The 20761-nt window shown below is 60.3% G+C and carries 20 protein-coding genes; 8 read left to right on the plus strand and 12 right to left on the minus strand.

Features of this window, described 5'->3' with window-relative positions:
• Positions 1 to 6: 6 nt before the first annotated feature.
• From QFZ91_RS05325 to QFZ91_RS05360, 8 genes are all read right to left on the minus strand, one after another.
• Positions 7 to 780 (minus strand): 3'(2'),5'-bisphosphate nucleotidase CysQ, encoded by a 774-nt coding sequence (locus QFZ91_RS05325; protein WP_429566488.1) that lies wholly within the window; start codon positions 778 to 780, stop codon positions 7 to 9.
• Entirely contained in the window at positions 777 to 1286 is a 510-nt protein-coding gene (locus QFZ91_RS05330; RefSeq protein WP_429566489.1) for a VOC family protein, read from the minus strand. The genes QFZ91_RS05325 and QFZ91_RS05330 overlap by 4 nt, the downstream gene beginning before the upstream one ends.
• The gene (locus QFZ91_RS05335; RefSeq protein WP_429566490.1) at positions 1286 to 2455 is read right to left on the minus strand and encodes a sulfotransferase family protein; all 1170 of its coding nucleotides are present in this window, start codon (positions 2453 to 2455) and stop codon (positions 1286 to 1288) included. Before QFZ91_RS05335 ends, QFZ91_RS05330 begins: the two co-directional genes overlap by 1 nt.
• A 30-nt stretch (positions 2456 to 2485) precedes the next feature.
• Positions 2486 to 3652, minus strand: a complete 1167-nt coding sequence (locus QFZ91_RS05340; protein ID WP_429566491.1) for a DUF1214 domain-containing protein — start codon at positions 3650 to 3652, stop codon at positions 2486 to 2488.
• A complete protein-coding gene (locus QFZ91_RS05345) occupies positions 3640 to 4662 on the minus strand; it encodes an alcohol dehydrogenase catalytic domain-containing protein (protein WP_429566492.1) in 1023 nt (340 codons plus the stop codon). Before QFZ91_RS05345 ends, QFZ91_RS05340 begins: the two co-directional genes overlap by 13 nt.
• Before the next feature lie 335 nt (positions 4663 to 4997).
• The gene (locus tag QFZ91_RS05350) at positions 4998 to 5954 is read right to left on the minus strand and encodes a MarR family transcriptional regulator (protein ID WP_429566493.1); all 957 of its coding nucleotides are present in this window, start codon (positions 5952 to 5954) and stop codon (positions 4998 to 5000) included.
• Between the two features lie 86 nt (positions 5955 to 6040).
• Entirely contained in the window at positions 6041 to 6859 is an 819-nt protein-coding gene (locus QFZ91_RS05355; RefSeq protein ID WP_429566494.1) for an SDR family NAD(P)-dependent oxidoreductase, read from the minus strand.
• A 166-nt stretch (positions 6860 to 7025) separates the two neighbouring features.
• Positions 7026 to 8105: a phosphotransferase gene (locus tag QFZ91_RS05360; protein WP_429566495.1), complete on the minus strand. Its 1080-nt coding sequence runs from the start codon at positions 8103 to 8105 to the stop codon at positions 7026 to 7028.
• A 162-nt stretch (positions 8106 to 8267) separates the two neighbouring features.
• Here QFZ91_RS05360 and QFZ91_RS05365 point away from each other — a divergent pair, with 162 nt between their 5' ends.
• The 6 genes from QFZ91_RS05365 to QFZ91_RS05390 all read left to right on the plus strand — a co-directional run bounded on the left by QFZ91_RS05365 (position 8268) and on the right by QFZ91_RS05390 (position 14782).
• Positions 8268 to 8765, plus strand: a complete 498-nt coding sequence (locus tag QFZ91_RS05365; RefSeq protein WP_429566496.1) for a MarR family winged helix-turn-helix transcriptional regulator — start codon at positions 8268 to 8270, stop codon at positions 8763 to 8765.
• 74 nt (positions 8766 to 8839) lie between these two features.
• The gene (locus QFZ91_RS05370; protein WP_429566497.1) at positions 8840 to 10300 is read left to right on the plus strand and encodes an acyl-CoA reductase; all 1461 of its coding nucleotides are present in this window, start codon (positions 8840 to 8842) and stop codon (positions 10298 to 10300) included.
• A complete protein-coding gene (locus QFZ91_RS05375; protein WP_429566498.1) occupies positions 10255 to 11685 on the plus strand; it encodes a hypothetical protein in 1431 nt (476 codons plus the stop codon). The genes QFZ91_RS05370 and QFZ91_RS05375 overlap by 46 nt, the downstream gene beginning before the upstream one ends.
• Positions 11686 to 11722: 37 nt before the next feature.
• A complete protein-coding gene (locus QFZ91_RS05380) occupies positions 11723 to 12574 on the plus strand; it encodes an oxidoreductase (protein ID WP_368597093.1) in 852 nt (283 codons plus the stop codon).
• 32 nt (positions 12575 to 12606) lie between these two features.
• Positions 12607 to 13971, plus strand: coding sequence for a hypothetical protein (locus QFZ91_RS05385; protein WP_429566499.1), 1365 nt, complete (start codon positions 12607 to 12609; stop codon positions 13969 to 13971).
• 112 nt (positions 13972 to 14083) lie between these two features.
• Positions 14084 to 14782, plus strand: a complete 699-nt coding sequence (locus QFZ91_RS05390; protein WP_429566500.1) for a TetR/AcrR family transcriptional regulator — start codon at positions 14084 to 14086, stop codon at positions 14780 to 14782.
• A 34-nt stretch (positions 14783 to 14816) separates the two neighbouring features.
• Here the strand turns inward: QFZ91_RS05390 and QFZ91_RS05395 are convergent, their stop codons facing one another.
• Positions 14817 to 15281: a PaaI family thioesterase gene (locus QFZ91_RS05395; protein ID WP_429566501.1), complete on the minus strand. Its 465-nt coding sequence runs from the start codon at positions 15279 to 15281 to the stop codon at positions 14817 to 14819.
• 108 nt (positions 15282 to 15389) lie between these two features.
• Between QFZ91_RS05395 and QFZ91_RS05400 the strand changes: the two genes are divergently transcribed.
• Positions 15390 to 16541 (plus strand): NADH:flavin oxidoreductase, encoded by a 1152-nt coding sequence (locus QFZ91_RS05400; RefSeq protein ID WP_429566502.1) that lies wholly within the window; start codon positions 15390 to 15392, stop codon positions 16539 to 16541.
• 134 nt (positions 16542 to 16675) lie between these two features.
• Positions 16676 to 17518, plus strand: coding sequence for an SDR family NAD(P)-dependent oxidoreductase (locus QFZ91_RS05405; RefSeq protein ID WP_429566503.1), 843 nt, complete (start codon positions 16676 to 16678; stop codon positions 17516 to 17518).
• Positions 17519 to 17760: 242 nt separating this feature from the next.
• Here the strand turns inward: QFZ91_RS05405 and QFZ91_RS05410 are convergent, their stop codons facing one another.
• From QFZ91_RS05410 to QFZ91_RS05420, 3 genes are all read right to left on the minus strand, one after another.
• Entirely contained in the window at positions 17761 to 18456 is a 696-nt protein-coding gene (locus tag QFZ91_RS05410) for an SDR family NAD(P)-dependent oxidoreductase (protein WP_429566504.1), read from the minus strand.
• Positions 18457 to 18516: 60 nt separating this feature from the next.
• Entirely contained in the window at positions 18517 to 19311 is a 795-nt protein-coding gene (locus QFZ91_RS05415) for an enoyl-CoA hydratase/isomerase family protein (RefSeq protein ID WP_176122671.1), read from the minus strand.
• Positions 19312 to 19446: 135 nt separating this feature from the next.
• Positions 19447 to 20643 (minus strand): amidohydrolase family protein, encoded by a 1197-nt coding sequence (locus QFZ91_RS05420; protein ID WP_429566505.1) that lies wholly within the window; start codon positions 20641 to 20643, stop codon positions 19447 to 19449.
• Positions 20644 to 20761: the final 118 nt, after the last annotated feature.

Below are 20761 nucleotides of genomic sequence, written 5' to 3' on the forward strand. Positions count from 1 at the left end.
GGCGATTCACTGCGCGGCCGCGATGGCGGCCAGCATCAGTTCGGCGATCTCCGGTCGACATATGAGCAGATCGGGCATCGAGACGTCCGACCCGTTATAGATGCATGGGCTACCGTCGATGCGGCTGGCATGAAGTCCGGCCGCAAGCGCGACCCCTACCGGAGCGCACGAATCCCATTCATATTGCCCGCCGGCATGAAGATATGCGTGCGCCTCGCCACGCAGCACTGCCATTGCCTTTGCGCCTGCCGAACCCATCGGCACGAGCTCGGCATTCAAGCGCTGGGCAACCCGTAGTGCCAGTTCGGGGGCGCGGGAACGGCTCACGAGAATTTTTAGGCGCCCCTCAGGCGCTGGGGGCAACTCAGGCGGCGATAAAGTTCCGAACGTGACGCCACGAGCCGGAAGCGCGACAGCACAAGCGCGCGGCTCGCCGCAAACCGTCAGTGCGACATGGACCGCCCAGTCGTCGCGCCGCCCGAGGCATTCGCCATACTCGCGCGTGCCATCGAGGGGGTCGATGATCCATACACGATCGAGGGCTAGCCGCTTTGGATCCGGTGCGGACTCTTCCGAAAGGAAGCCGTCTGCCGGTCTGGTGTGAGCGAGAATGTGCGTGATCAGCTCGTTTGCCGTGGCATCGCCCGCTGCTCCCAGTGGTTTGCCCGCAAGGACCGCCGACGCGCGTATCGCGTTCAAGGCAGCTCCGGCCGCCGTAGCAATGTGCACGGCCAGGCGGTGATCGTCGTCAACCGAATGCACGGTGCCAGCCGTGTTCATTGAACCGCTCCATTGCGAGGCACCTGTTCCATCGCGGCCAGACCCGCTGGTGTGTACCAGATGTGCTCGATATAGTGACCCAGCGTTGCCCGGTGATCTGCGTAGAAGTACCGGGCGGACCCGGGCGACTGACCGTCGATGATGATGGGCACGCCCGCGGCAGCCATTTCGCTACGCTGCGTTTCGAACGCCGCTTCGCTATCGATCAACTGCGCGATGTGGTGATGGCGAATCGCGAATCCGTCTCGCGGCAGCGCATCACGATACACACGGTCGTCGCCAGATAACGGCTCGATCAGTTCGAGCTGAACCGATCCGACGAATGCTAGCGCGATGTTCAGCTTGCAGTAATGCCCGGCGATCGACTCGATTTCAATGCCGGGCAAGCGCGCCCACGTCTGCACATTCTGTTCCCTGCAAAAGTGGTCAATTGCCTTGTCCACGTCGGTGGTGACGTACGCGATCTGCAGAAAGCCGGAAAACGGAGAAAGTGACGGCGTGCTCATCATTGCAGTCCATAGGTAGTCATGTAGCGGGAGAATCGCTCCCGGATCGCCTCGGGTGCAAGGCCGAATTCGGCTTGGGTATATTTATGCACGCCATGAGCGCGTTCAGGGCTCTGCTTAACGCGTCGGCGCATTGCTTCCATCGTTTCCTCGGTCAGTTGGAAGCCGAAGTGACCGTAAATCCGCCGCATCGTACCAATCGGATCGGCGTGAAGCTCGGCTTGCCTTATATCGAGGAACTGCTTCTTCGGCAAGGACGCGCGTGCCGCCATTGCTGCTTCGCTGGCGCGCGCCCAGTTGTCGAGTTCGCGCGTGCCGATCTCGTCCCTGTCGACTTGCTCGCCCTCGGAAATTCGACGCGCCATCGCCAGCACGCTCGCGAGCGAAGGCAGCGCCTCCACGGGATCTCGATGTGTCTGCACCACGCATGCGTCGGGCAAAACCTCGAACAGAGCGGGCAACTGCATCAGATGTCCGGGATTTTTCAGCAGCCACGTCTTTTCAGGGTCGCGCGCGCCGATCAGACTAAGCGCCTTTGCAAAGTAGCGATAGGCCGGCAGTTCGCTCTGCTCGCGCCACCAGCGATCGTATTGAGGTACGCGGAAGGACGATCCCCACAGATTGCTGCAAAAGCCCTGTTTGAGTATTTCGAGGCATTCATCGACCTCGTCGGCGACGATGTTATGTGCTGCGCGCATCTCCGGCGCCGACCTGAAAAAGGCCTCGAGTCCGGCCGCGGTCGCCTGGAACTGAACGTGGTTGGTCCAGGTGTCGCGTGGTGGCCGTGGCTGCGGAAAGACCGTCAGCCACTTTTCCAAACCCTGAAATTGCGGGTCGACCGAAAGCAACTTGTGCAATGCGGTCGTGCCGGTCCGAGGTATGCCGGTGATGACGAGCGGACGCCGCGGAGTCTGGGACAAGACATCGGCATGCTTGCGCAGGCCCTCCGCTAGCGTCAGGCGCGAGACCAACGCACCGACAACTGCATTCCGCGCAAATTCCCGGCCCCCTGGCGCGAAGCGCGGGCCATCTTCGTCGAAAGCGTTCAGAAGTTGCGTCAGGCCGGGCATGTATTCGGCGCTGGAGCCGAAATCGCTCAAGCCAGTAGCGGCACTCGCGACTGCATGAAGCTCATCCTCCGCACCCGAAAATCGTTTTGATGGCGACATCTATCGTCTCCTGAAGATCCTTAATCGTGCTTACCACCGCCGTCTCAGCTGCGCACCCATGCGTCTCTCGCGCACGAGTCTCTCGCGTTCGGTTGCGTCAACGAAGCGAGTCCCCGTCGGCAAGTGATTGCGCAACTCGGACACTGGCACACGCTTGAGCGTCGGAACCGGCTCCGAACTGCACCCATACCATCTGCCTATTGCGGTCCCCCGATTGACCCCGCCTGTATCCAGCCAGTTCGCGACACCCGGATCACGGTGCGCAATCACGGCGCGGAAATAGCCGTCTTCGTCGACGTGCGCCTGATGCCCATTGAGGCTGCTTTGGTGATCGATATAGTCAAGCGCGTTGAACAGAGCGTCGTTCAATTGCACGTTCCAGTAGTGGCGTGTCTGCGGCAGTGGGGTTTCGAGAATGAGCGCTTCGTCGTCACCGAAATCGAAAATCGCTTGCCAGTACGCCTGTTTCGCGAGGCCACCACCGAAAGCGAAAAACTCGAACTCGTTCACGTTGATCCGCATGCGCAGTTGCTGCATATGCGTGAGCCAGCGACGTGACAGACGCTCCGCGTAGTCCATCAACTCGCCGGTACGCCTCGCGATCTCCTCGTGACCCATTGGCGGTTTCGTCCGGGGAGCATCGAGACACTCGATAGCGATTCGTGCGTCACGTTCCGCTCCCCACGCATACGAGCGCTGGCGCAGCATTGCGAAGTCAGCCTCGGGGTGCAACTCGAGCCAGTTGCCGTGATAACCGGCGGGACGCCGTGCGCTCAACAAAACTTCGAAGCTGCCGTCCGCGCCGATCTCGAGGTCGTCCAGGTCGAACTGACCCAGCGGAGGGTGGATTTTATCGGTAGTACCCATGATGCCGCGGCCGATATCCAGCGTCAGCAAATGCACGCTGCCGCGCTCTCCAACTAACCGATATCGCAGGTCACCTCGCAACGGTGCGACGAAATAGGTGTCGTCGGGATTCGGCTGCAGCATGAAGACCGAGTTAAGGAAAGGCAACCAGTCAGGATGAAGCGGATCGGATTGGAAGTAGATGAAGTAGGCAAGCGAGAGATTCATCTGAAACTGCCGATACAGCTCCGCGCGCGTTTGAGGATCGCGCGGTGTCTCGGTCAATTCGAGCAGACTCTCCGCGTTTGCCAACTGGGAGAGATAGTCGCTCCAGGATTTCAGCTGAGCCATGGGTTCACCATTACCTTGCATTGCGTCGACCGTTCACGCAGTGCTTCAAATGCATCGGGTAGCGCGTCAAGCGAGACGCGGTCGGTAATCATCGCGCGCGGTTCTACAGAGCCCGCGTCGAACACGTTCGCGACGTGAGTGAACTCTTGCATACTGTAGGTGACCGCGAACTGAATTCGCACTTCCTTCCATACCGCGACTGCCGGAATGAATTGATCCGGCACTGTGCAGAAGCCGAGTACTATGACGTCGCCCTGCGGCTTAACGCAATGAATCGCCTTTGCAATCAGATCTTTCTGTCCCGCGCATTCAAACACGACGTCTGGCGGACCCTTGAGAGCATCGGCAGCTAGTGCCGCCAGATCGTGTCCCTCCTGCGGAACCACAAACTCGTCGGCCCCCATGTGTCGCGCAAGCGCTTCGCGGCGCTGTGACGGAGCGGTCGCAACAATGCGACCAGCGCCGAGGCGGCGAGCCCAGAACGTCGCGGCTAGCCCAACGGGACCCGCGCCAATCACGAGCACTCTCGCGCCCGGCGTGAGCTTCGCCAGCGCAACTCCGTGCAAGCCGACAGCCATCGGTTCGATCAGTGCGCCGTCCTCCATGCTCAGCGTCTTCGGAAGCCGGGTCGTTACGCGCTCGGCAACGACTGCATATTGAGCGAAGCCGGCGGCGGCTCCCTTGAATTGCGCGCAGAAGTTCGGCTTCCCGGAAAGACAGGTCGCGCAATGCCCGCATCCGACAAACGGCAGCGCGGTTACAGCATCGCCAATCTTCAGCTTCTCAACACCCTTACCTACGGCGACCACCTCGCCGGCAAATTCGTGACCTAGGGTCGAATTTTCTGGAAGCGTGAAATGCGGTGCGTGTCCATCCGTCATGTGTAGATCCGATCCGCAGATACCGCAGCGGTGAATCTTCAGTACAACTTCTCCCGATGCTGGAGTGGGATCGGCAACACCCCTAACTTCTAGAGGCAAACCTACCTTCGTGAAATATGCGGCCCTCATCGCTTCAGTCTCCGTTTGGCGTCAATGTGCTGCCCGTCATCGAACATCTGAAATATAATTTACTGGGAAAGTAAATTGCGGTGTCCAGGTGTTTGTACCGAGACGGCACTGGAAGCAAACGCGCCAATGTGTTCCCCTGAGCTTTCGCTCACGAACATAGCGTCATGCGGGATTGGCCATATGCCACCGGATGCGTCGATGGCAACGAAAGACGGGAGAGAAGGCCTGCTGAGAGCGCAGGCCGAGGATGGGTTTTGTGTCTTGCGCGCTGATTGCGAGCAGCGATGGCGATGACTTAGGGGTTTGCTGTCGAAATGGCGATCACCGAAGCTATGTCAGCCGCGCTCGGCATCCCGACGTGCGGCCTCCGCGTCTGCAAAGACATGCAGTTCCCGCAATAAGGTCGAGAGTGCCGCTCGCCGTTCAGGCGCCATATGACTGGATGCCACCCAGTCAGTGCCGTACGCCTCCTGATGGAGGATGTTCCTCAATACTTTGCGTGCCTGTGACTTCATTCGTACGAGTATTCCACGACCATCCGCCGGGTCTGGCATGCGCTCCACCAAGCCCATCTGTTCGAGCCTGCCGACACACTTCGTGATGCCGCCCAGCGTCATTGCCAGCGGTTTTTGAAGTTGCGTCGGAGACTGCGTGTAAGGCGGACCGGAAACCAGAAGCGCATCCAATAGCAACAGTTCGGCTGCCAGCAGGCCCTGACTCGCGGCGGCTTCCTTGAGCGCCCGGTCGATGTGAGCAGATAGTCGTAGGAGTCGTTGCCCGATCAGGTAGACATTCGCGTCTTCCGCTGGCCACTCGCGCGCCCAAGCCGCAGCCTGTTCGTCCAACTCATCGCTAGCCTCTGAGCACACGGGCTTCTGCAACGCCTCGCATTCGGCCAGAAATTGTGCTTCAGCTTGAGAACGTTTCGAATAGGACGCCTCGCCGTCGTCTTCCAAAGCGACGTCGACCCAGCCGGCTTCGACAAGCGCATTCAGATGCTCGATCACGCTCGCACGCGATATTTTCAGCTCACGCGCCAATGCGGCTGCGCTTTGAGGACCCGCATTCAGCAGAGTCAGCAGTTGTCGTCGGGAAGCATCCGCTAACGCGGCGAATAGCGAATCTGCGGTCTTGCGAGCACCCATGCGATTATCGATTGGTTCGGACCCCCGCTTGCCGGACAGCAAATACGCGTTGCCGAGCAAACAGGCGATCGGCATGGACCGCGACTCAGCGGTCCGTGCCAGCGCCCTACAGGTGCCGTTTCCTGTCACGCGGGTCAATTCAGCCACGCTAAGTTACCAGAAAACACGCCCTGTAAGCTCTGTGCCAATAGACACGCTTCATGTGGCGAGCCACACACTGCCGAGATCGACGGCTATTGTTGAACCAGGTCGTATGCCGCAAGCGCGGCGACCTCCGTCACACCACCGTCTACGGGTAGGCACGTGCCGGTAATGAATCGCGATTCATCGCTGCAGAGAAACAACGCGGCGGCCGCGACGTCCCACGCATCCCCTTCCAACGGAAGGGGCGCGATTTTTCGGCGGCGTTCGCGGGCCTTGTCATTGAGCATGCTTTCGACCATCGGCGTAAAAATATGCCCCGGAGCAATCGCGTTGGCACGAACATGATCGCGGCCGTACATCACCGCGAGTTCACGCGTAAAGCCGACCATGCCCGCTTTCGATGAGCCGTATGCGGCTGACCCGTGGCTGCGGATACCCGCGACCGAACCGATGTTGACGATTGCCCCGCCTCCGCGCGCCACGATCTTCGGCACCGCACTTCGGCTCATCAAAAAGGCACTTTTCAGGTTGACGTCGATCACGCGATCCCAGGACGCCTCGTCGACGTCCTGCAACCGCCCCGGCGCGCCCGAGATACCGACGTTGTTGACGAGAATGTCGAGGCCGCCGTACCTCTCGACGGTCTCCTCGACAATGCGCGCACAGACCGCACCGTCGGTGACATTGCCGGTCGAGACGAACGCGCTGCCGCCCGCCTCCGTGATCAGCGCGAGCGTTTCCGCCGCCCGCTCGTATTGCTGATCGACGAGACAAACGGACGCGCCCTCCGCGGCGAAAAGACAGGCAATTGCCTTGCCCGTGCCGAAACCCTGACCGAGCGATCCTGCGCCGGTCACGATCGCGATCTTGCCGTTTAAACGTTGATGAAAGACCTTCGGAGCGGGCATGCTGTAGCCGGTTGTGGTAGATCGATCGTCGTCTGGAGCGTTCGATCGAGCGGGTATTCGTTAGCGCTCATCCCTCGCTCGCGAGGACGTCACTGATGCTTGAGCTTAGTCTCGTCAGGCCAATAATGCAACATATAGTTGCATTATTGGCCTTCGATCAAATCGACTAGCCCACTTCGCCATGATCCACCAATGCCGCACCAAAGCGCGCCGCATACGCCGTGTTCACCGCCTCGGTCTGGAAGCGCGTTTCGTTGATCGCGAAGATGAAGTATCCGTATGCGAGATCGCGTCGATAGTCGCCCCACGCTGCGTCGAAGTCTGGCGCCTGAACCCCGTTAATCGCCAATTGGGAAAGATAGTGCTCTAGTAGCGACCGCTCCCACGAGCGCCGGTCTTCGATATCGAGCGCGCACCCTATGTGATAAGCGACCTCGAGACTCCAAGGCGCCCGGCTAACCTGAGCATCGAAAAAACCCGGCGCTCCATCAGCTTCGACGTAGAGATTTCCAAGGTGCGTATCGCCGTGGATCAGACACACCGGTTTGCCCTTGTGTTCGCGCGCAATGCGCCCGAGCGCTGCCACCATCCAGCCGCGATCGTGCAGACGCCGGCTTACAGCGGCCCCTCTCGGCAGCGATACGTAGTGCGCCCAGACATCCGGCTCGAGGTAGCGGTTCTGATATTCCAACGACCAATCCGAAAAGCGCTCCCCCACCCAATCAAGCCGCCCGCCCTTGTCGAACTCCCGGCTATTCCATGTTTGCGCGTGATAGCGCGCCATTGCACTCAGACGCAAGGCCACCTGTTCGTAGCCCTGCGGCTGCTGAGCACGACAGAATCGAACGTTACGCTCGACCAGGTCTTCCATCACTACGACCGCCTGCCAGGCGTCAGGATCGGCGCCCGCATAAAAACATTTCGGTGCGTTCATATTTATGAACGGCAGTACGTCCCGATAGAAGCGCATTTCGTTGCGATACATCTCCTTCATCGACGGACTATGTTCCTCGAAACCGCCCTTCACGATCATGCGCGACGGTAGTGCCATCGCATGTCCCGCGTCGTTGTACTCCAGAGCCACGCGGACCTTGGTCGACGTGCCCGGCAGTACATCCACGTGTTCGCATGAGAGCACTTCGACGCCGCTGAAGCGGAATCCCAGCGCTGAAGTAAGCCACTCCGCCGTCACTTCCCCGACAGTGACAGGCAACCTCATGTCACTTACCACACCAGATTCAGACAAGGTTCCTCCCGAATATTGCGGATGAAAGACGCGTGCGCATCGTCGCGCAGACAGCCTTTCGGTCGCAACATGGGGAAAACCACACCCCCCGGTGCGTTGCATATTTTGAATGACGTGCATATAGTTGCTTGCAAACGCAAAAATTTTTTTAGCAGGTAATCGATGACCCCACTCGAATCCCCCGCACTTCAGGGACGTCCGGCTAGCGCCGAACTCGCGCATACGCTTGCTCCGGACGAGTACCGCACAGAAGAAAGCGTCGCGTTCAAGATGAACATGGTTCATCTTCTGCTTGGCGCGGAAATCGACCGGAAGCTCGCGGCGAGCAAACTTTCTGCAATTCAGTGGGGGATTTTGAAAGCGCTGTTCGACGAGCGTGCTCGTACACCTACCGCCCTGTGCCGAATACTTCTCGCTGACGGCAGCATCATGACCCGCAAGCTCGATTCGCTTGAAAAAAGAGGATTGGTTGAACGGATCCGCAGTACTTCCGATAGACGTTCCGTCGAGCTCGCACTGACAGAAGATGGCCGACAGCTGTTACGCGAGACTCTGCCGCTCATCGTCGAAACAAGCAATCGCCAACTTCACGGCTTCACAGTGGATGAAGTTGAAGCCGCCCGGAATCTGCTCGATCGGATGATCGCGAACTTGAGTTGAGCGGCGAGATCCCCCGAATCGATCCACGTCGGCGCTCAGGTCGACGCGTACCCGCTACTGAAAAGGAGTTGTTCATGGAGCATACCGAAACAACCGTAAAGCAAAGCGCGGACCCGGCGCAGGATGCCAGCCTCGCACCGCTGCTGGTTCCTCACATATACCGCGGGCGCACCGTCACCGGAAGCGCGATCAGACACGTGTCTCGCGATCTGGGGCAGGGCTTTTGCACGCCTAAAATCGAATTGGACGATTTGGTGTGGCCACGCGCTGAATCCGGCCCTGCCTTCGATGTTCCTGTCGCGAAGATCATCGATTTTCTTGTCGAGCTGGGTCCGCGTTTGCACCTCGACGTGAATCCGCTGATGCAGGCCGCGCTCGACTCGATGATCAAGGTCAGTCCGCTCGGGCGACGGATCCTCGAAAACTGCTATCGCGACATTCCCAATCTTTTCTTGCGTGAAGTGATCGAGGACGAACTGAGCGTGAGTCTCGGCGACGCGCGCCTCGTGGACGGTTGGGTGGAACGTACTCTGCGCGGGCGCCCGAGTCGTCTGCGCGCGTTTCCCCCGCGCCTCGTACATATCCTCGCAGGCAACTCGCCGATGGTCGCAGCCATGACGGTCATGCGCGCGGCGCTGACGAAGGGTGTTCACCTGCTGAAGCTGCCTTCGAACGATCTTTTCACGGCCACCGCAATCCTGCGCACCATGGCCGAAATCGACCCGGATCATCCGATTACCCAGTCGTTTTCTGCCGCGTACTGGCGCGGTGGCGACGAAAACGTCGAGTCGATTCTCTATCGTCCGCAGTACTTCGACAAAATCGTCGTGTGGGGCGGGGAAAGCGCGGTTCGGCACGTGATGCGCTATGCCGGCCCCGGGCTCGAGCTGGTCGCGTTCGATCCGAAGGTATCGATCTCGCTGATCGGCCGCGAGGCCTTTGCATCGGACGAAGTACTGCGCGAGGTCGCGCGTGCGGGCGCAGCCGATGTGCTGTCGTTCAATCAGGACGCGTGCAATGCTAGCCGGTATCAATTCGTCGAAGGCGACGAAGACGACGCCGACCGCTACTGCGAGCAACTAGCGCTGGCACTCGGCGAAGACTATCGGTACGGCGACGGCCAAGGCCCGCTCGTGCCCGCCGACATTCGCGAGGCCGTGGACGTGCTGCGTGAAATGGAACCGATCTATCGCGTGTTCGGTGGCTATGACGGCAAGGGGCTCGTCATTCGTTCTGACGAAATGGTGGATTTTCACCCCATTTGCAAGACCGTCAACGTCGTTCCTGTAACAAGCCTTCGCGATGGCGCGCGGCACGCGACGGTCGCCACGCAGACGGTGGGGATCTATCCGCCTCACCGGGTCACGGAGGTACGCGATGCGCTCGCCTGCGCTGGTGTCCAGCGCATGGTGGCGCTGGGCGAGTCGATTTCTGACGGAGTCGGCGGCTATCCCCATGACGGCATGTTCCCGATCCATCGATTCATGAAATGGGTATCGGAGGAATCAGGTCCGAATCAGGAGGGGACTCGATGATGCAAGCCCTTTCTAAGCTGCTGCCACTCACGGACGTCGCCGACCCTTTCCGGAATGCGCCCGAAAACCTCCACACGATGCAGCTTCAGGCCGTGGGCGAGCGCTTCGCACAGCGACGGCAGCAGATCCGTATTCTCGACAAGCGGGCCAGCGAGGCTGGCGTTACCGAAGTGAAGAACATCAGCGATGCCGTGCCATTGCTCTTTGCCGACGCCGTATATAAAAGCTATTCCGATGCGTTCATCGAGCAGGGTAAATGGCGCCATCTCACTGCGTGGCTGCAAACGCTCACGACGCGCAAGATCGACGGACTCCAATATGACGCGATTCGCGACCTCGATGACTGGATCAACGAGCTGCGCCGCAACGGACACTACGTGATGAGTTCGAGCGGGACGTCGGGCAAGCAGTCCTTCATATACCAAAGCGAGGTCGACCGTGAACTTGGATGGCGGCTGCTCGCCCAGGGTATTCGGTGGGCCGCGAGCGGTATGCGCGATCCGTCGCGGCGTTATCCGGTGTTCCTGTTGACGCCTTCTTCAGGCTCTTATACGGGCACGGAACGGATGGCGAAGTTCGCTGAATCGATTGCCGTGCCCGGCGACCTCCACTACATGTCCGACGTACCGCAGAGTGCCGCGCACACGACGCGCATGGCGCGCATGCGACGCGCGATCGCGGACGGTACCGCGCTGCCAAGTGAAATCGAGGCGTTCCAGAACGAGAGTCGGGAACGTAGCGAGCGCGTACAAGCCGATTTCCGGCTTTTCATCGACCAATTGCTCGACCGGCGTCGTGAGCCGATGTTCATCATGGGCATGCTGGGCATGCTGTACCAGATCGTGGCCACCGGCCGCGAACGCGGCATCGCCGACGGCGAGTTCCATCCCGATACGATCATCAGTATCGGAGGCGGCAAAAAAGGCGCGAACTTGCCCGAGGATTTCCAGCAGCAGTGCGAACGCTTCTTCAATTTCAACTCGGCCAATTTCAACGACGGCTACGGAATGGGCGAAGTGTCAGGCTTTTGCCCGTGGTTCCATGAAGCGAAGGCGTGGGCCGTACCGCCGTGGCTGGTCCCGCTGGTGCTCGACTCCAAAGGCGGAGAACTTCTCAATCCGCCCGATGGAAAAGGCGTTGTCGAAGGACGACTCGCGATGATCGACTTGCTGGCGGATGGTCGCTGGGGCGGGGTCATCAGCGGCGACAAGGTCACTGTCGAGTTTGGTCATGGCATCGACGGCGTGCGCACGCCCATCATTCGCGACGTCGTTCGCTACAGGGACCTGCCCGGCGGTGACGACAAGCTCTCTTGCGCCGGAACGATCGACGCCTATGTTCGCGGAGAGGTCGCAGACATGACTGAGGCTCGCACCGCCGGATGATTTTATCTACCCAGAAATCTACAGAATCTACTCAACGATGACACGACAAACGACAAATCCGGCCGTGTGGTTTATCACCGGTGTTTCGTCCGGCTTCGGCCGCTCCCTGGCCGAGGCAGTCCTCGCTCGCGGCGACAAAGTGGTCGGCACTGTACGCAATGAAACGCAAATCGCCTCCTTTGAAAATCTTGCGCCCGGCCGCGCACACGGCCTGCTGCTCGACGTCACCGATGCGGCGGCGGTACCACGCGCCGTTGGGCAGGCACTCGAGCGCACTGGCGCTATCGACATACTCGTCAACAATGCCGGCTATGGCCTGTTTGGCGCACTCGAAGAGGTTTCCGACGAGCAGGCGCGGCAACTATTCGATACCAACGTCTTTGGCACGGTCAATGTGATACGAGCGGTGCTGCCCCACTTTCGCGCGCGTAAGCGCGGCCATATCGTGAATTTCTCGTCGGTCGCCGGCGTGATCGGCATCGCTGGCTGCAGCTTCTATTGCGCGTCGAAGCACGCGGTCGAAGGGCTTTCAGAATCGTTGGCTCAGGAACTCCACCCGTTTGGCATTGGCGTGACCCTCGTCGAGCCGGGCGGTTTCCGCACGAACTTCGCGGGTGGATCGCTGAAGTGGAGCGAGAACGAATTGCCCGACTACTCGGAGACAGTGGGGCAAATGCGCCGATATATGAGCAGCTACCACGGCACCCAGGCGGGCGATCCCGCGAAGGCCGCCGAGGCCATCGTCCGCGCGGTGTCGGCAGACGCGCCGCCGCTGCGTCTGCCGCTCGGTCCCGACGCCGTCGACGTCGTCCGCAAAAAGCTCGCATCGGTACAGGACAACCTCGAAACATGGCTTGAAGTCTCGAGTTCCACCAATTTCGATCAATAAAATCGCAGCAATTTTCTGCAGAGGAGACAAACATGTCCGCTCTGGACCCGTTCTACGCAATGCTTCGTGGCGACAGCGACCCCTTCCGCAATCACCCCGAGAATCTCCGTGAGCTTCAGCTCGCAGCCATGAAAGAGCGCTTCGCCGAGCGCCGCGAGCAGATCAAGCTGCTGCGCCGCAGAGCGGACGATGTCGGCATCGCAGACGTCAACCGTCACGCAGACATGGTGCCGCTGCTGTTCGCGCATCAAATCTACAAGAGCTACCCTGAGCAGTTCATCGACAACGGCCGCTGGAAGCATCTGTCCGTCTGGCTGCAGACACTATCGAGCAAACGCGTTGGTGACGTCGAGGTCAACGGCGTCGATAACGTCGACGCGTGGATGGATCGCTTGCGCGACGCAGGTCATCACGTGTTCAGCTCGAGCGGCACGTCCGGCAAGTGCAGCTTCGTCAGCCAGACGCGAGCCGATCTCGACAATGTCACCGAGTCCTGCGTGAAGCTGGGCGTGCACGGCAACGCATTGATCCAAAGAGACTTCGGCAAACGCCCGGTATTCCTGATGATGCCGCCTGGCGGCGCGCATCGGCATATTGAGCCGGTACTGAACGCAGCAAAGCGACTCGGCGCCGAAAGCACCCTGATGTTCGACGACCCGGTGCTCGCCTCTGCAACGATCTCGATGGGCCGCATGCGTCGCGCAATGGCCGATGGCTCCGCCAAGCCCAGTGAAGTCGCGGCATTCCAGGAGCAGGCGGTGGCACGCCAGCGACACACGGGCGCGATGATCGACCGGTTTCTCGACAAGCTTACGGCGCGCCGGGACGTCCCTGTGCTCGTGCAAGGCAACTGGTCATTGCACTGGACTCTCGTGGAGCGCGCCCGCCAGCGCGGGATAACGGATGGGATCTGCCACCCCGACACGGTGATCACGGCCGGAGGCGGATTGAAAGGCACTGCCGCACCCGCCGACTACCGCGAGCAGGTCATCCGCTTTTACGGTATCCGGCCGGAGAACGTTCAGAACAGCTATGGCATGACCGAGATGATCGGCACCGGTCCCTGGTCGGACGTTGCGCAGGGCTACGCTATCTGCCCGTGGATCGTTCCGTTCGTTCTCGACAAATCGGGTGAGCACCTGCTGAATCCTTCCGATGGTCAGGGTGTCGTCGAAGGGCGGTTCGCGTTCTTCGATCTGCTGGCCGAAGGATACTGGGGCGGTTTCATTACCGGCGACAAGGTCACCGTCGACTTTTCGCCGGCCGGCAACACCGACGGACTGCGGGGACCGCTAGTCAGGCAGGTCGGCCGGTATGCGGATCTCGAAGAAGGCGAAGACAAACTTTCGTGCGCAGGTACGATGGAGTCGTATGTACGCGGCATGATCAACGTTTGAGCCTCGCGCACTGACCTTGGAACCGAGGGGCGCCGTCAGTGGCGCCCCTCGGGACACGTGAGTATACTGGCGGCCTGTATCCGTCATAAAACACTCACCGATGTTCAAACCTATGGCAGTTCTTGCTCCCGACGGAGCTTCGCGGCTCGCTGCCGCGGGCAAACAGCGAACGGCCGGCCGGCCCACCCACGACGATGCGCTCCAGATGCGCGAGAGCCTCCTCGATGCCGCCAAATCGGTCTTCATGAGAGAAGGTTTCGGCGCCGCCAGAGTCGAAGAAATCGCGTCGATCGCGGGCGTCAGCAAGACGACGATTTACCGTCAGTTCGGAACCAAGGAAGAGTTGTTTCGCGCCATCGTCTGGCGCGGGATGGCTGATTTGCGCGGCAAGATTTCACAGCATGTCGAGCCGGGCCGCGATTTTTCGACGAACCTGGCAGCCCTCATCGACGCGCTCGTCGAGCACATGGCGACCCCGGACAGCATGCACACTTCCCGGCTAGTGATCGGCGAAGCGATGCGCTTCCCGGACATCGCAAAACAATTTCTGCAATACACAGCTACGATGCTGGCGCCCCTCGCGAGCGCGCTCGAATCCGCCGCGGCCAGCGGAGTGATCGAGATCGACGACCCTGCGAACTCGGCGCGCGATCTGCTGACGTTGGTCACCGGCGCGCCCGAAGTCCACCTTGCGATACAAACCACGCGTGCAGAGCGCAAACGCCGGGCCGAACGCATTCATCGGTTCGTGTTGACGGCGTGGAAATATCGGGCGACTCTGGATAGGGTTCGGGGCAGATCAATGCCGTAACGTGGGGCGCTACATTTTCTAGTCCCGCGAAGGACTAGTTGTCAAACGCCCCCATCACCTGGAACTGCCCCGACGCCTGGGCAATGCACTTCGCATTCGCCCAGATTTGACAGTCCGAGAAGATCACTCGCCTTCCCGAACGCAAAACGTCGACACGAGCTTCAACCCAATCGCCGGGCTCAGCGTTGCCCATGAAGTTGACGGTCAAGCTCGTCGTCAACACTTTCACCGCCGGCTCGCGCGAATGCTTGCTCGCCCATGTAATGGCCGTATCAGCGAGCATGCAAACCGCGCCGCCGTGCATCATCTGACCGAGGTTGCGATGCGCCTCGCGGACATACATCCCAATCACGTGTCCGCGCTCGGTCTTACGAAAGTACGTTGGTCCGAACATCTGATGGAAGGGCCCAAACGCCGGCATCAACGCAAATCCTTCTGGAATGGTCCCTTCGTCATCTGCTTGCCCGCAGAAGACGGCCAGTGCGTCTGTTTGCTCCAATGCAATTCTCCTCTTCGACGCCGGATGTAACACGGCGGCAGATTTCTTTCTTCCTCAATCAAAGATAGCGTATCATTATCCGCACGAAAGTCAATTATATGAACGCCCATGGATATCGGATCGCTCTTTACGCCCCTCACCGTACGGGGCGTCACGCTTGCCAACCGTATCGTCATGTCACCCATGACCCGCGGCTTTTCACCCAATGGACTGCCTGGCAGTGACGTCGCGTCCTACTACAAGCGCCGTGCGCAGGGCGAGACAGGTCTCATCATCACGGAAGGCGTTGGTGTCGATCATCCGGCAGCACTTGGCGAAGCGGGACTAGGCGAAAATTCGATCCCGGTGCTGGCCGACGACGAATCCGTTACGGCCTGGCGCCGCGTGACGGACGAAGTGCATGCAAGTGGCGGCATCATCTTTCCTCAGTTGTGGCACATGGGTCCGATGAAGGAAGCGAATACGGGCCCCTTCCCGGCTGCGGCACCGCTGCGCCCCTCCGGATTGTGGGGACCGGCGGGACGAACGACATCGCTGAACGCAGGCTACATGGAGCGGGTCATGACGCCAACTCGCCCGATGACCGACACCGAGATCGCGGACGTCATTGCGGCCTATGGTCGAAGCGCCCGCTATGCGAAGGCCGCCGGCTTCGACGGAATCGCGATTCACGGTGGTCACGGCTATCTGATCGACGCGTTTCTGTGGGCCGAAACCAATCAGCGCACGGATCAATGGGGCAAAGATCTGGCAGCGCGCAGCCGCTTCGCCACCGAAGTCGTTCGCGCAATTCGCGAAGCGATCGGCGCCACGATGCCGATCACGTTCCGCTTCTCCCAGTGGAAACAGCAGGATTTCCGCGCGCGTCTCGCCAACGATCCGCACGAGCTTGAACGGATCCTCGCCCCGCTCGCGGACGCGGGCGTCGACATCTTCGAGGCGAGCACCCGGTACTTCAATCGGGCGGAATTCCCGGGCTCAGAAATGAATCTCGCTGGTTGGGTGAAGAAGGTAACCGGCAGGCTTTCGATGGCCGTTGGTGGAATCGGCATTAACAAGGGCTACTACGATTCGATGGCCGGGGACGAGACCTCCGCGCAGCCCGATCTCACCCCTCTGCTCGATCGCTTTTCGCGCGGCGAATTCGATCTTGTTGGCGTAGGACGCTCGCTTCTGCATGATCCAAACTGGGCGCGGCGCGCGCGGCTTGGCGAGCCGTTCCTCGGGTTCAGCAACGATTCGCTCGCACGACTAACTTGAAGTGCATTGTTCGCACTGCCCTCATGTCACTGGCGGACTCACGCTCCGGCGCAATCCCACGGCGGCCGAGATCGCCGCTTCGGTGCAAGCGGCGACACGATGAGGACATTTTCTATGAGCGGGAGAAACTGACAATGGATCTGCAGCTTGGCGGCAAGCGCGCACTGGTCACCGGCAGCAACTCGGGAATTGGCGAGGGCATCGCAAAAGTCCTGGCTCGCGAGGGCGCCGTCGTGCTCGTGCACGGCCGCAATGAAGGACGTTGCCGGAACGTGGCAGAAGCAATCACGGCTGCCGGATGCGAGGTTTCTTACGTCGTGGGTGACTTATCCGATGAGGCGGCTTGCAACGGCGTCGCGGATCAGATCATCGAGCGGCTCGGCGGAGTCGACATCCTGGTCAACAACGCCGGCGGCCGTGCCAGTTCACATCGCATGGACGGCAAAGGTGGTGCGATGAATCCAGCCTGGCTCGAGACGCTCTGGACCGATTGGCTCTGGACCTTCGAGCAGAATGTCGGCGCGGCCGTCAGGCTTATCCAGAAGCTGGCTCCAGGAATGAAGGAGCGCGGCTTCGGGCGCATCATCAATATCGGAAGCGCGGCCGCCACACAAGTGGAACCCGATCTTGCCGAATATCAGGCCATCAAGGCAGCGATGGTCAACATGAGCGCATCGCTTGCCAAGACACTCGCCGCGACGGGGATCACGGTCAACACCGTGACGCCCGGCATCATCATGTCGCCTGCGGTCAAAAGTACGTTTACGGATCTCGCACTGAAGCAGGGTTGGGATGTCGATGACTGGGCAGAGGTGGAGCGCCGCTTTACTTCCCAGATCTTCGTCAATTCGGCCGGCAAGTTCGGCGAGCCGGAGGATATCGGCCGCATGGTCGCCCTGCTGGCTAGTCCGCTATCCGGTTACATGACCGGTGCCAACTATCGCGTCGATGGCGGCCAAGTCAGATCGATCAACTGAGTTTCAAGGCTGGATGAGCGAACGCCGCGAGAGGCCCGGCAAAGATCTGCTGAGCGCTATAGTCCACGATCGATTTCAACCGCAAGCGAACGCAGTTCAAGCATACCGTTGACTAGTCCGCTGCTGGCGACGGCCTTCTTCGCCGGATCGCATTTGGTGTGGCCTGTTTGACCATCCAGCGAGACAGAAAACGCTCGGGACATCTCGCCTGACTGCCCGCTGGACCATCGTTTGCGGTTTTTTTACGTGCGCCCGGTCACCGGAATCAACGCCCCGGTTACCCCCGACGCGGCAACCGACGCGAGAAAGAGAATCACGTTGGCGATTTCTTCAGCCCGCACCCAGCGGGAAAAGTCGGCGTCCGGCATATCCTTGCGGTTTTGCGGCGTATCGATGATGCCTGGCAAGATAGCGTTGACGGTAACGGAGCGGCCCTTGAGTTCCTCGGCCAGCGCCTCGGTCAAACGCATCACCCCCGACTTCGAAGCCGTATACGCTCCCATGCCCGCGCCCGCCTTGAGTGCAGCGCCGGCTCCGATATTGATGATGCGTCCGCCTTCCGCGCTGTTGGCAATATAGTCGAGCGCGGCTTTCGACGCAGTCGCTGCCGTGCGTACGTTCATCTGGTACATCAGATCCCACGTGTCCAGACTGCCGTCCGCCAACGTCTCCCAGCGAAAGCCCCCCGCTATATTGACGATCGCATCGAGCTTGCCAAGCTGCTCGACGATATCCGAAATCGCGGAGCGCGCCGAATCGAGATCAGTTAGCTCGACGCCGCCTCGCCACCACGAAGCGTGCAATTGCTCCGCGCTCGCTTTCTCTGGCGCAGGCGCCTTGTCGATCAGCGCAACCTCCCAGCCGTTCTCAGCAAACACGTGACCAACCGTGCGCCCAAGCGCGCCGAATCCACCCGTTACCGCCACTACCCGTTGCATGTCAGACCTCCCTGGCCGCGCCCGCCGCCTACATCGCTAAAGCCGGACGCAGTAAAAAGCTCAACGTCCCTTGAACACCGGCTCGCGTTTCTCGCGAAACGCGTTGACCGCCTCTTGATGGTCTTCCGTCAGGTTCGACAACGCCTCGTATGCAATCGACGCGTCGAGAATGGAATGCGCAAGTTGCTTCAGGCCGATGTTGATCGACGCCTTGGTCCACTGGATCGCGCGTGAAGCGCCGTTGGCGAGACGCCTCGCCATGGCGTCGACCACGGCATCCAGTTCGTCGGCCGGCACCGCATGATTGATGAGACCCAGTCGTGCTGCCTCTTCCGCGGTGACGAGGTCGCCCGTCAACAGGTATTCCTTGGCCTTCGCATAGCCCACCAGCTGCGGCCAGATCACCGCGCCGCCATCGCCCGCCACGAAGCCGACTTTCACGTGCGGATCACCGATCTTCGCGTGATTGGCCGCGTAGCTCAGATCCGAGAATAGTGCGATCGTCGCGCCGAGGCCAATTGCATGACCGTTGATCTTTGCGATGACCGGCTTCGGACAATCGAGCATCGAGAAGACAATTTTCTTCGCGCGCTGCATGCCTTCGAGAAACAGCGTCGGGTTGTCGATGACCTGCTGCATGTGCTCGATATCGCCACCCGCGCTAAAAGCGCGCCCTGCGCCCGTCAACACGACGACCCGGGTTTCATCATCCTCGGCGACATCGAGAAAAAGCCGCGACATCTCGATGTCCATCTGCTCGTCGAACGCGTTCAACGTTTCAGGGCGGTTGAGCGTGACAGTCAGGATGCCGCCATCGCGTTCGAGCAACAACGCCTTATAGTCCGAAATATTCATGGCTAACCTATTCACAATGAAGAAATCCGGCGGGACGGCAGGACAGTCTGCCGCCGTCGACGGACGCTGCATTCGCGCTGCCGCGCGAATGCATGACGCCGACCAGCGCACACCCGGCGCCCAGCGCAAAAGCGGTCACACGTGCAGCGGAATGAACCTGCGACCGTTGTCGTACATGATCTTGCGCGTGTCTTCTTCCGACAGCGCATTGCATGCTTCCGACGCAAAGTCCTTCGGTTCCGGCACCCCTTCCGCGTGCGGATAGTCGGAGCCCATCAACAGGAAGTCCGACGAATCCGTTTGAGCGATGATCTGGGCGATGTTGTCCTCCGGATACGCGACCACGAAGACGTTTTCCTTGAAGATCTGACTCGGGCGTTTCTTCAACTGACCGCACGGCCAGTAACCATTCTTCGCCATCCCGCGGCACTTGTCCATTTTGACGAGCATCGACGGCACCCATTCCGCGCCGTTTTCCGCGCTGCACAGCTTGACGCGCGGGAAACGCTCGAAGAAGTTATAGAAGATGAACGACGACAGCGTCTCGATCACGGGACGCTCGCCGTAGCCGTGCATCCAGACGAAGGCGGTCTGACGCTGGCGCGACTGCTGCACCGGCTCGCCCCACACCGCCATGTGATCCTTCATGTAGATCGCTTCCGACACGTGGAACGTCACGCGCACGCCAGCCTCGTTCAGAATCGACCAGAACGGATCGAAGTACGGGTCCGCCGGCGCACGGCCATTGAACGGCCCCATCGGCATCAGGACCACGCGCACGCCGTTCGCCACGAGCCACTTGGCCTCGGCGACAGCGGCATCGAGATCGTCGAGCGTGACGACCGGCGTCGTGTAGATGCGATCCTTGTAGTTGAAACCCCAGTCTTCGAGCATCCAGCGGTTATACGCATGCAGAACCGCATTGGCGGCGACCGGCTCGTTGAGATACGAAATACACGCGACCATTTCGCCGATGTACATCGTGCACGCCTCGACACCGAATTGGTCCATCTTCTGCAAACGCGCGTCGCGGTTGAACATGTCCGGGGTCGGGGGCACCCGCATGTCGACGTTATCTTTGCCTTCCTTCATCGCGCGCAACCATTCATGCAGCTTGCCCGGCGGCGGCACGTGCCCCTCGGCCGAGGTGTAGCCCTCGCTGATTTCCACCTTGCGGTCACCGACATACATGCAGCGATTGCCGTCTGCCGTCACGCGGCTGGTAAACGACCAGTCCTTCTTGAACTGCGCGGGCAAGTAGCGGCTGAATGCGTCCTCGACTTCGTAGAAGTGCGTGTCCGCGTCGTAGATCTTCCCTTGATACGCTTGCATGTTCTATCTCCTGATTGTGGGGAGCGCTGCTGAACGAGCGCCCTTGAGAGAAGTATCGGGTCAAGCCATCGACCGAAAAACTCTCATATCGAACTCAAAAGCGTCGATATCGGTTTGA

Origin of the sequence: Paraburkholderia sp. JPY419, assembly GCF_050435705.1 — a bacterium.
Lineage (GTDB): Bacteria > Pseudomonadota > Gammaproteobacteria > Burkholderiales > Burkholderiaceae > Paraburkholderia > Paraburkholderia youngii.

Coding starts and splice junctions, on each gene's coding strand:
- QFZ91_RS05325 (WP_429566488.1), bottom strand. CDS start 780: ATGAACACGGCTGGCACCGTGCATTCGGTTGACGACGATCACCGCCTG.
- QFZ91_RS05330 (WP_429566489.1), bottom strand. CDS start 1,286: ATGAGCACGCCGTCACTTTCTCCGTTTTCCGGCTTTCTGCAGATCGCG.
- QFZ91_RS05335 (WP_429566490.1), bottom strand. CDS start 2,455: ATGTCGCCATCAAAACGATTTTCGGGTGCGGAGGATGAGCTTCATGCA.
- QFZ91_RS05340 (WP_429566491.1), bottom strand. CDS start 3,652: ATGGCTCAGCTGAAATCCTGGAGCGACTATCTCTCCCAGTTGGCAAAC.
- QFZ91_RS05345 (WP_429566492.1), bottom strand. CDS start 4,662: ATGAGGGCCGCATATTTCACGAAGGTAGGTTTGCCTCTAGAAGTTAGG.
- QFZ91_RS05355 (WP_429566494.1), bottom strand. CDS start 6,859: ATGCCCGCTCCGAAGGTCTTTCATCAACGTTTAAACGGCAAGATCGCG.
- QFZ91_RS05365 (WP_429566496.1), top strand. CDS start 8,268: ATGACCCCACTCGAATCCCCCGCACTTCAGGGACGTCCGGCTAGCGCC.
- QFZ91_RS05370 (WP_429566497.1), top strand. CDS start 8,840: ATGGAGCATACCGAAACAACCGTAAAGCAAAGCGCGGACCCGGCGCAG.
- QFZ91_RS05375 (WP_429566498.1), top strand. CDS start 10,255: ATGGGTATCGGAGGAATCAGGTCCGAATCAGGAGGGGACTCGATGATG.
- QFZ91_RS05380 (WP_368597093.1), top strand. CDS start 11,723: ATGACACGACAAACGACAAATCCGGCCGTGTGGTTTATCACCGGTGTT.
- QFZ91_RS05385 (WP_429566499.1), top strand. CDS start 12,607: ATGTCCGCTCTGGACCCGTTCTACGCAATGCTTCGTGGCGACAGCGAC.
- QFZ91_RS05390 (WP_429566500.1), top strand. CDS start 14,084: ATGGCAGTTCTTGCTCCCGACGGAGCTTCGCGGCTCGCTGCCGCGGGC.
- QFZ91_RS05400 (WP_429566502.1), top strand. CDS start 15,390: ATGGATATCGGATCGCTCTTTACGCCCCTCACCGTACGGGGCGTCACG.
- QFZ91_RS05405 (WP_429566503.1), top strand. CDS start 16,676: ATGGATCTGCAGCTTGGCGGCAAGCGCGCACTGGTCACCGGCAGCAAC.
- QFZ91_RS05410 (WP_429566504.1), bottom strand. CDS start 18,456: ATGCAACGGGTAGTGGCGGTAACGGGTGGATTCGGCGCGCTTGGGCGC.
- QFZ91_RS05415 (WP_176122671.1), bottom strand. CDS start 19,311: ATGAATATTTCGGACTATAAGGCGTTGTTGCTCGAACGCGATGGCGGC.
- QFZ91_RS05420 (WP_429566505.1), bottom strand. CDS start 20,643: ATGCAAGCGTATCAAGGGAAGATCTACGACGCGGACACGCACTTCTAC.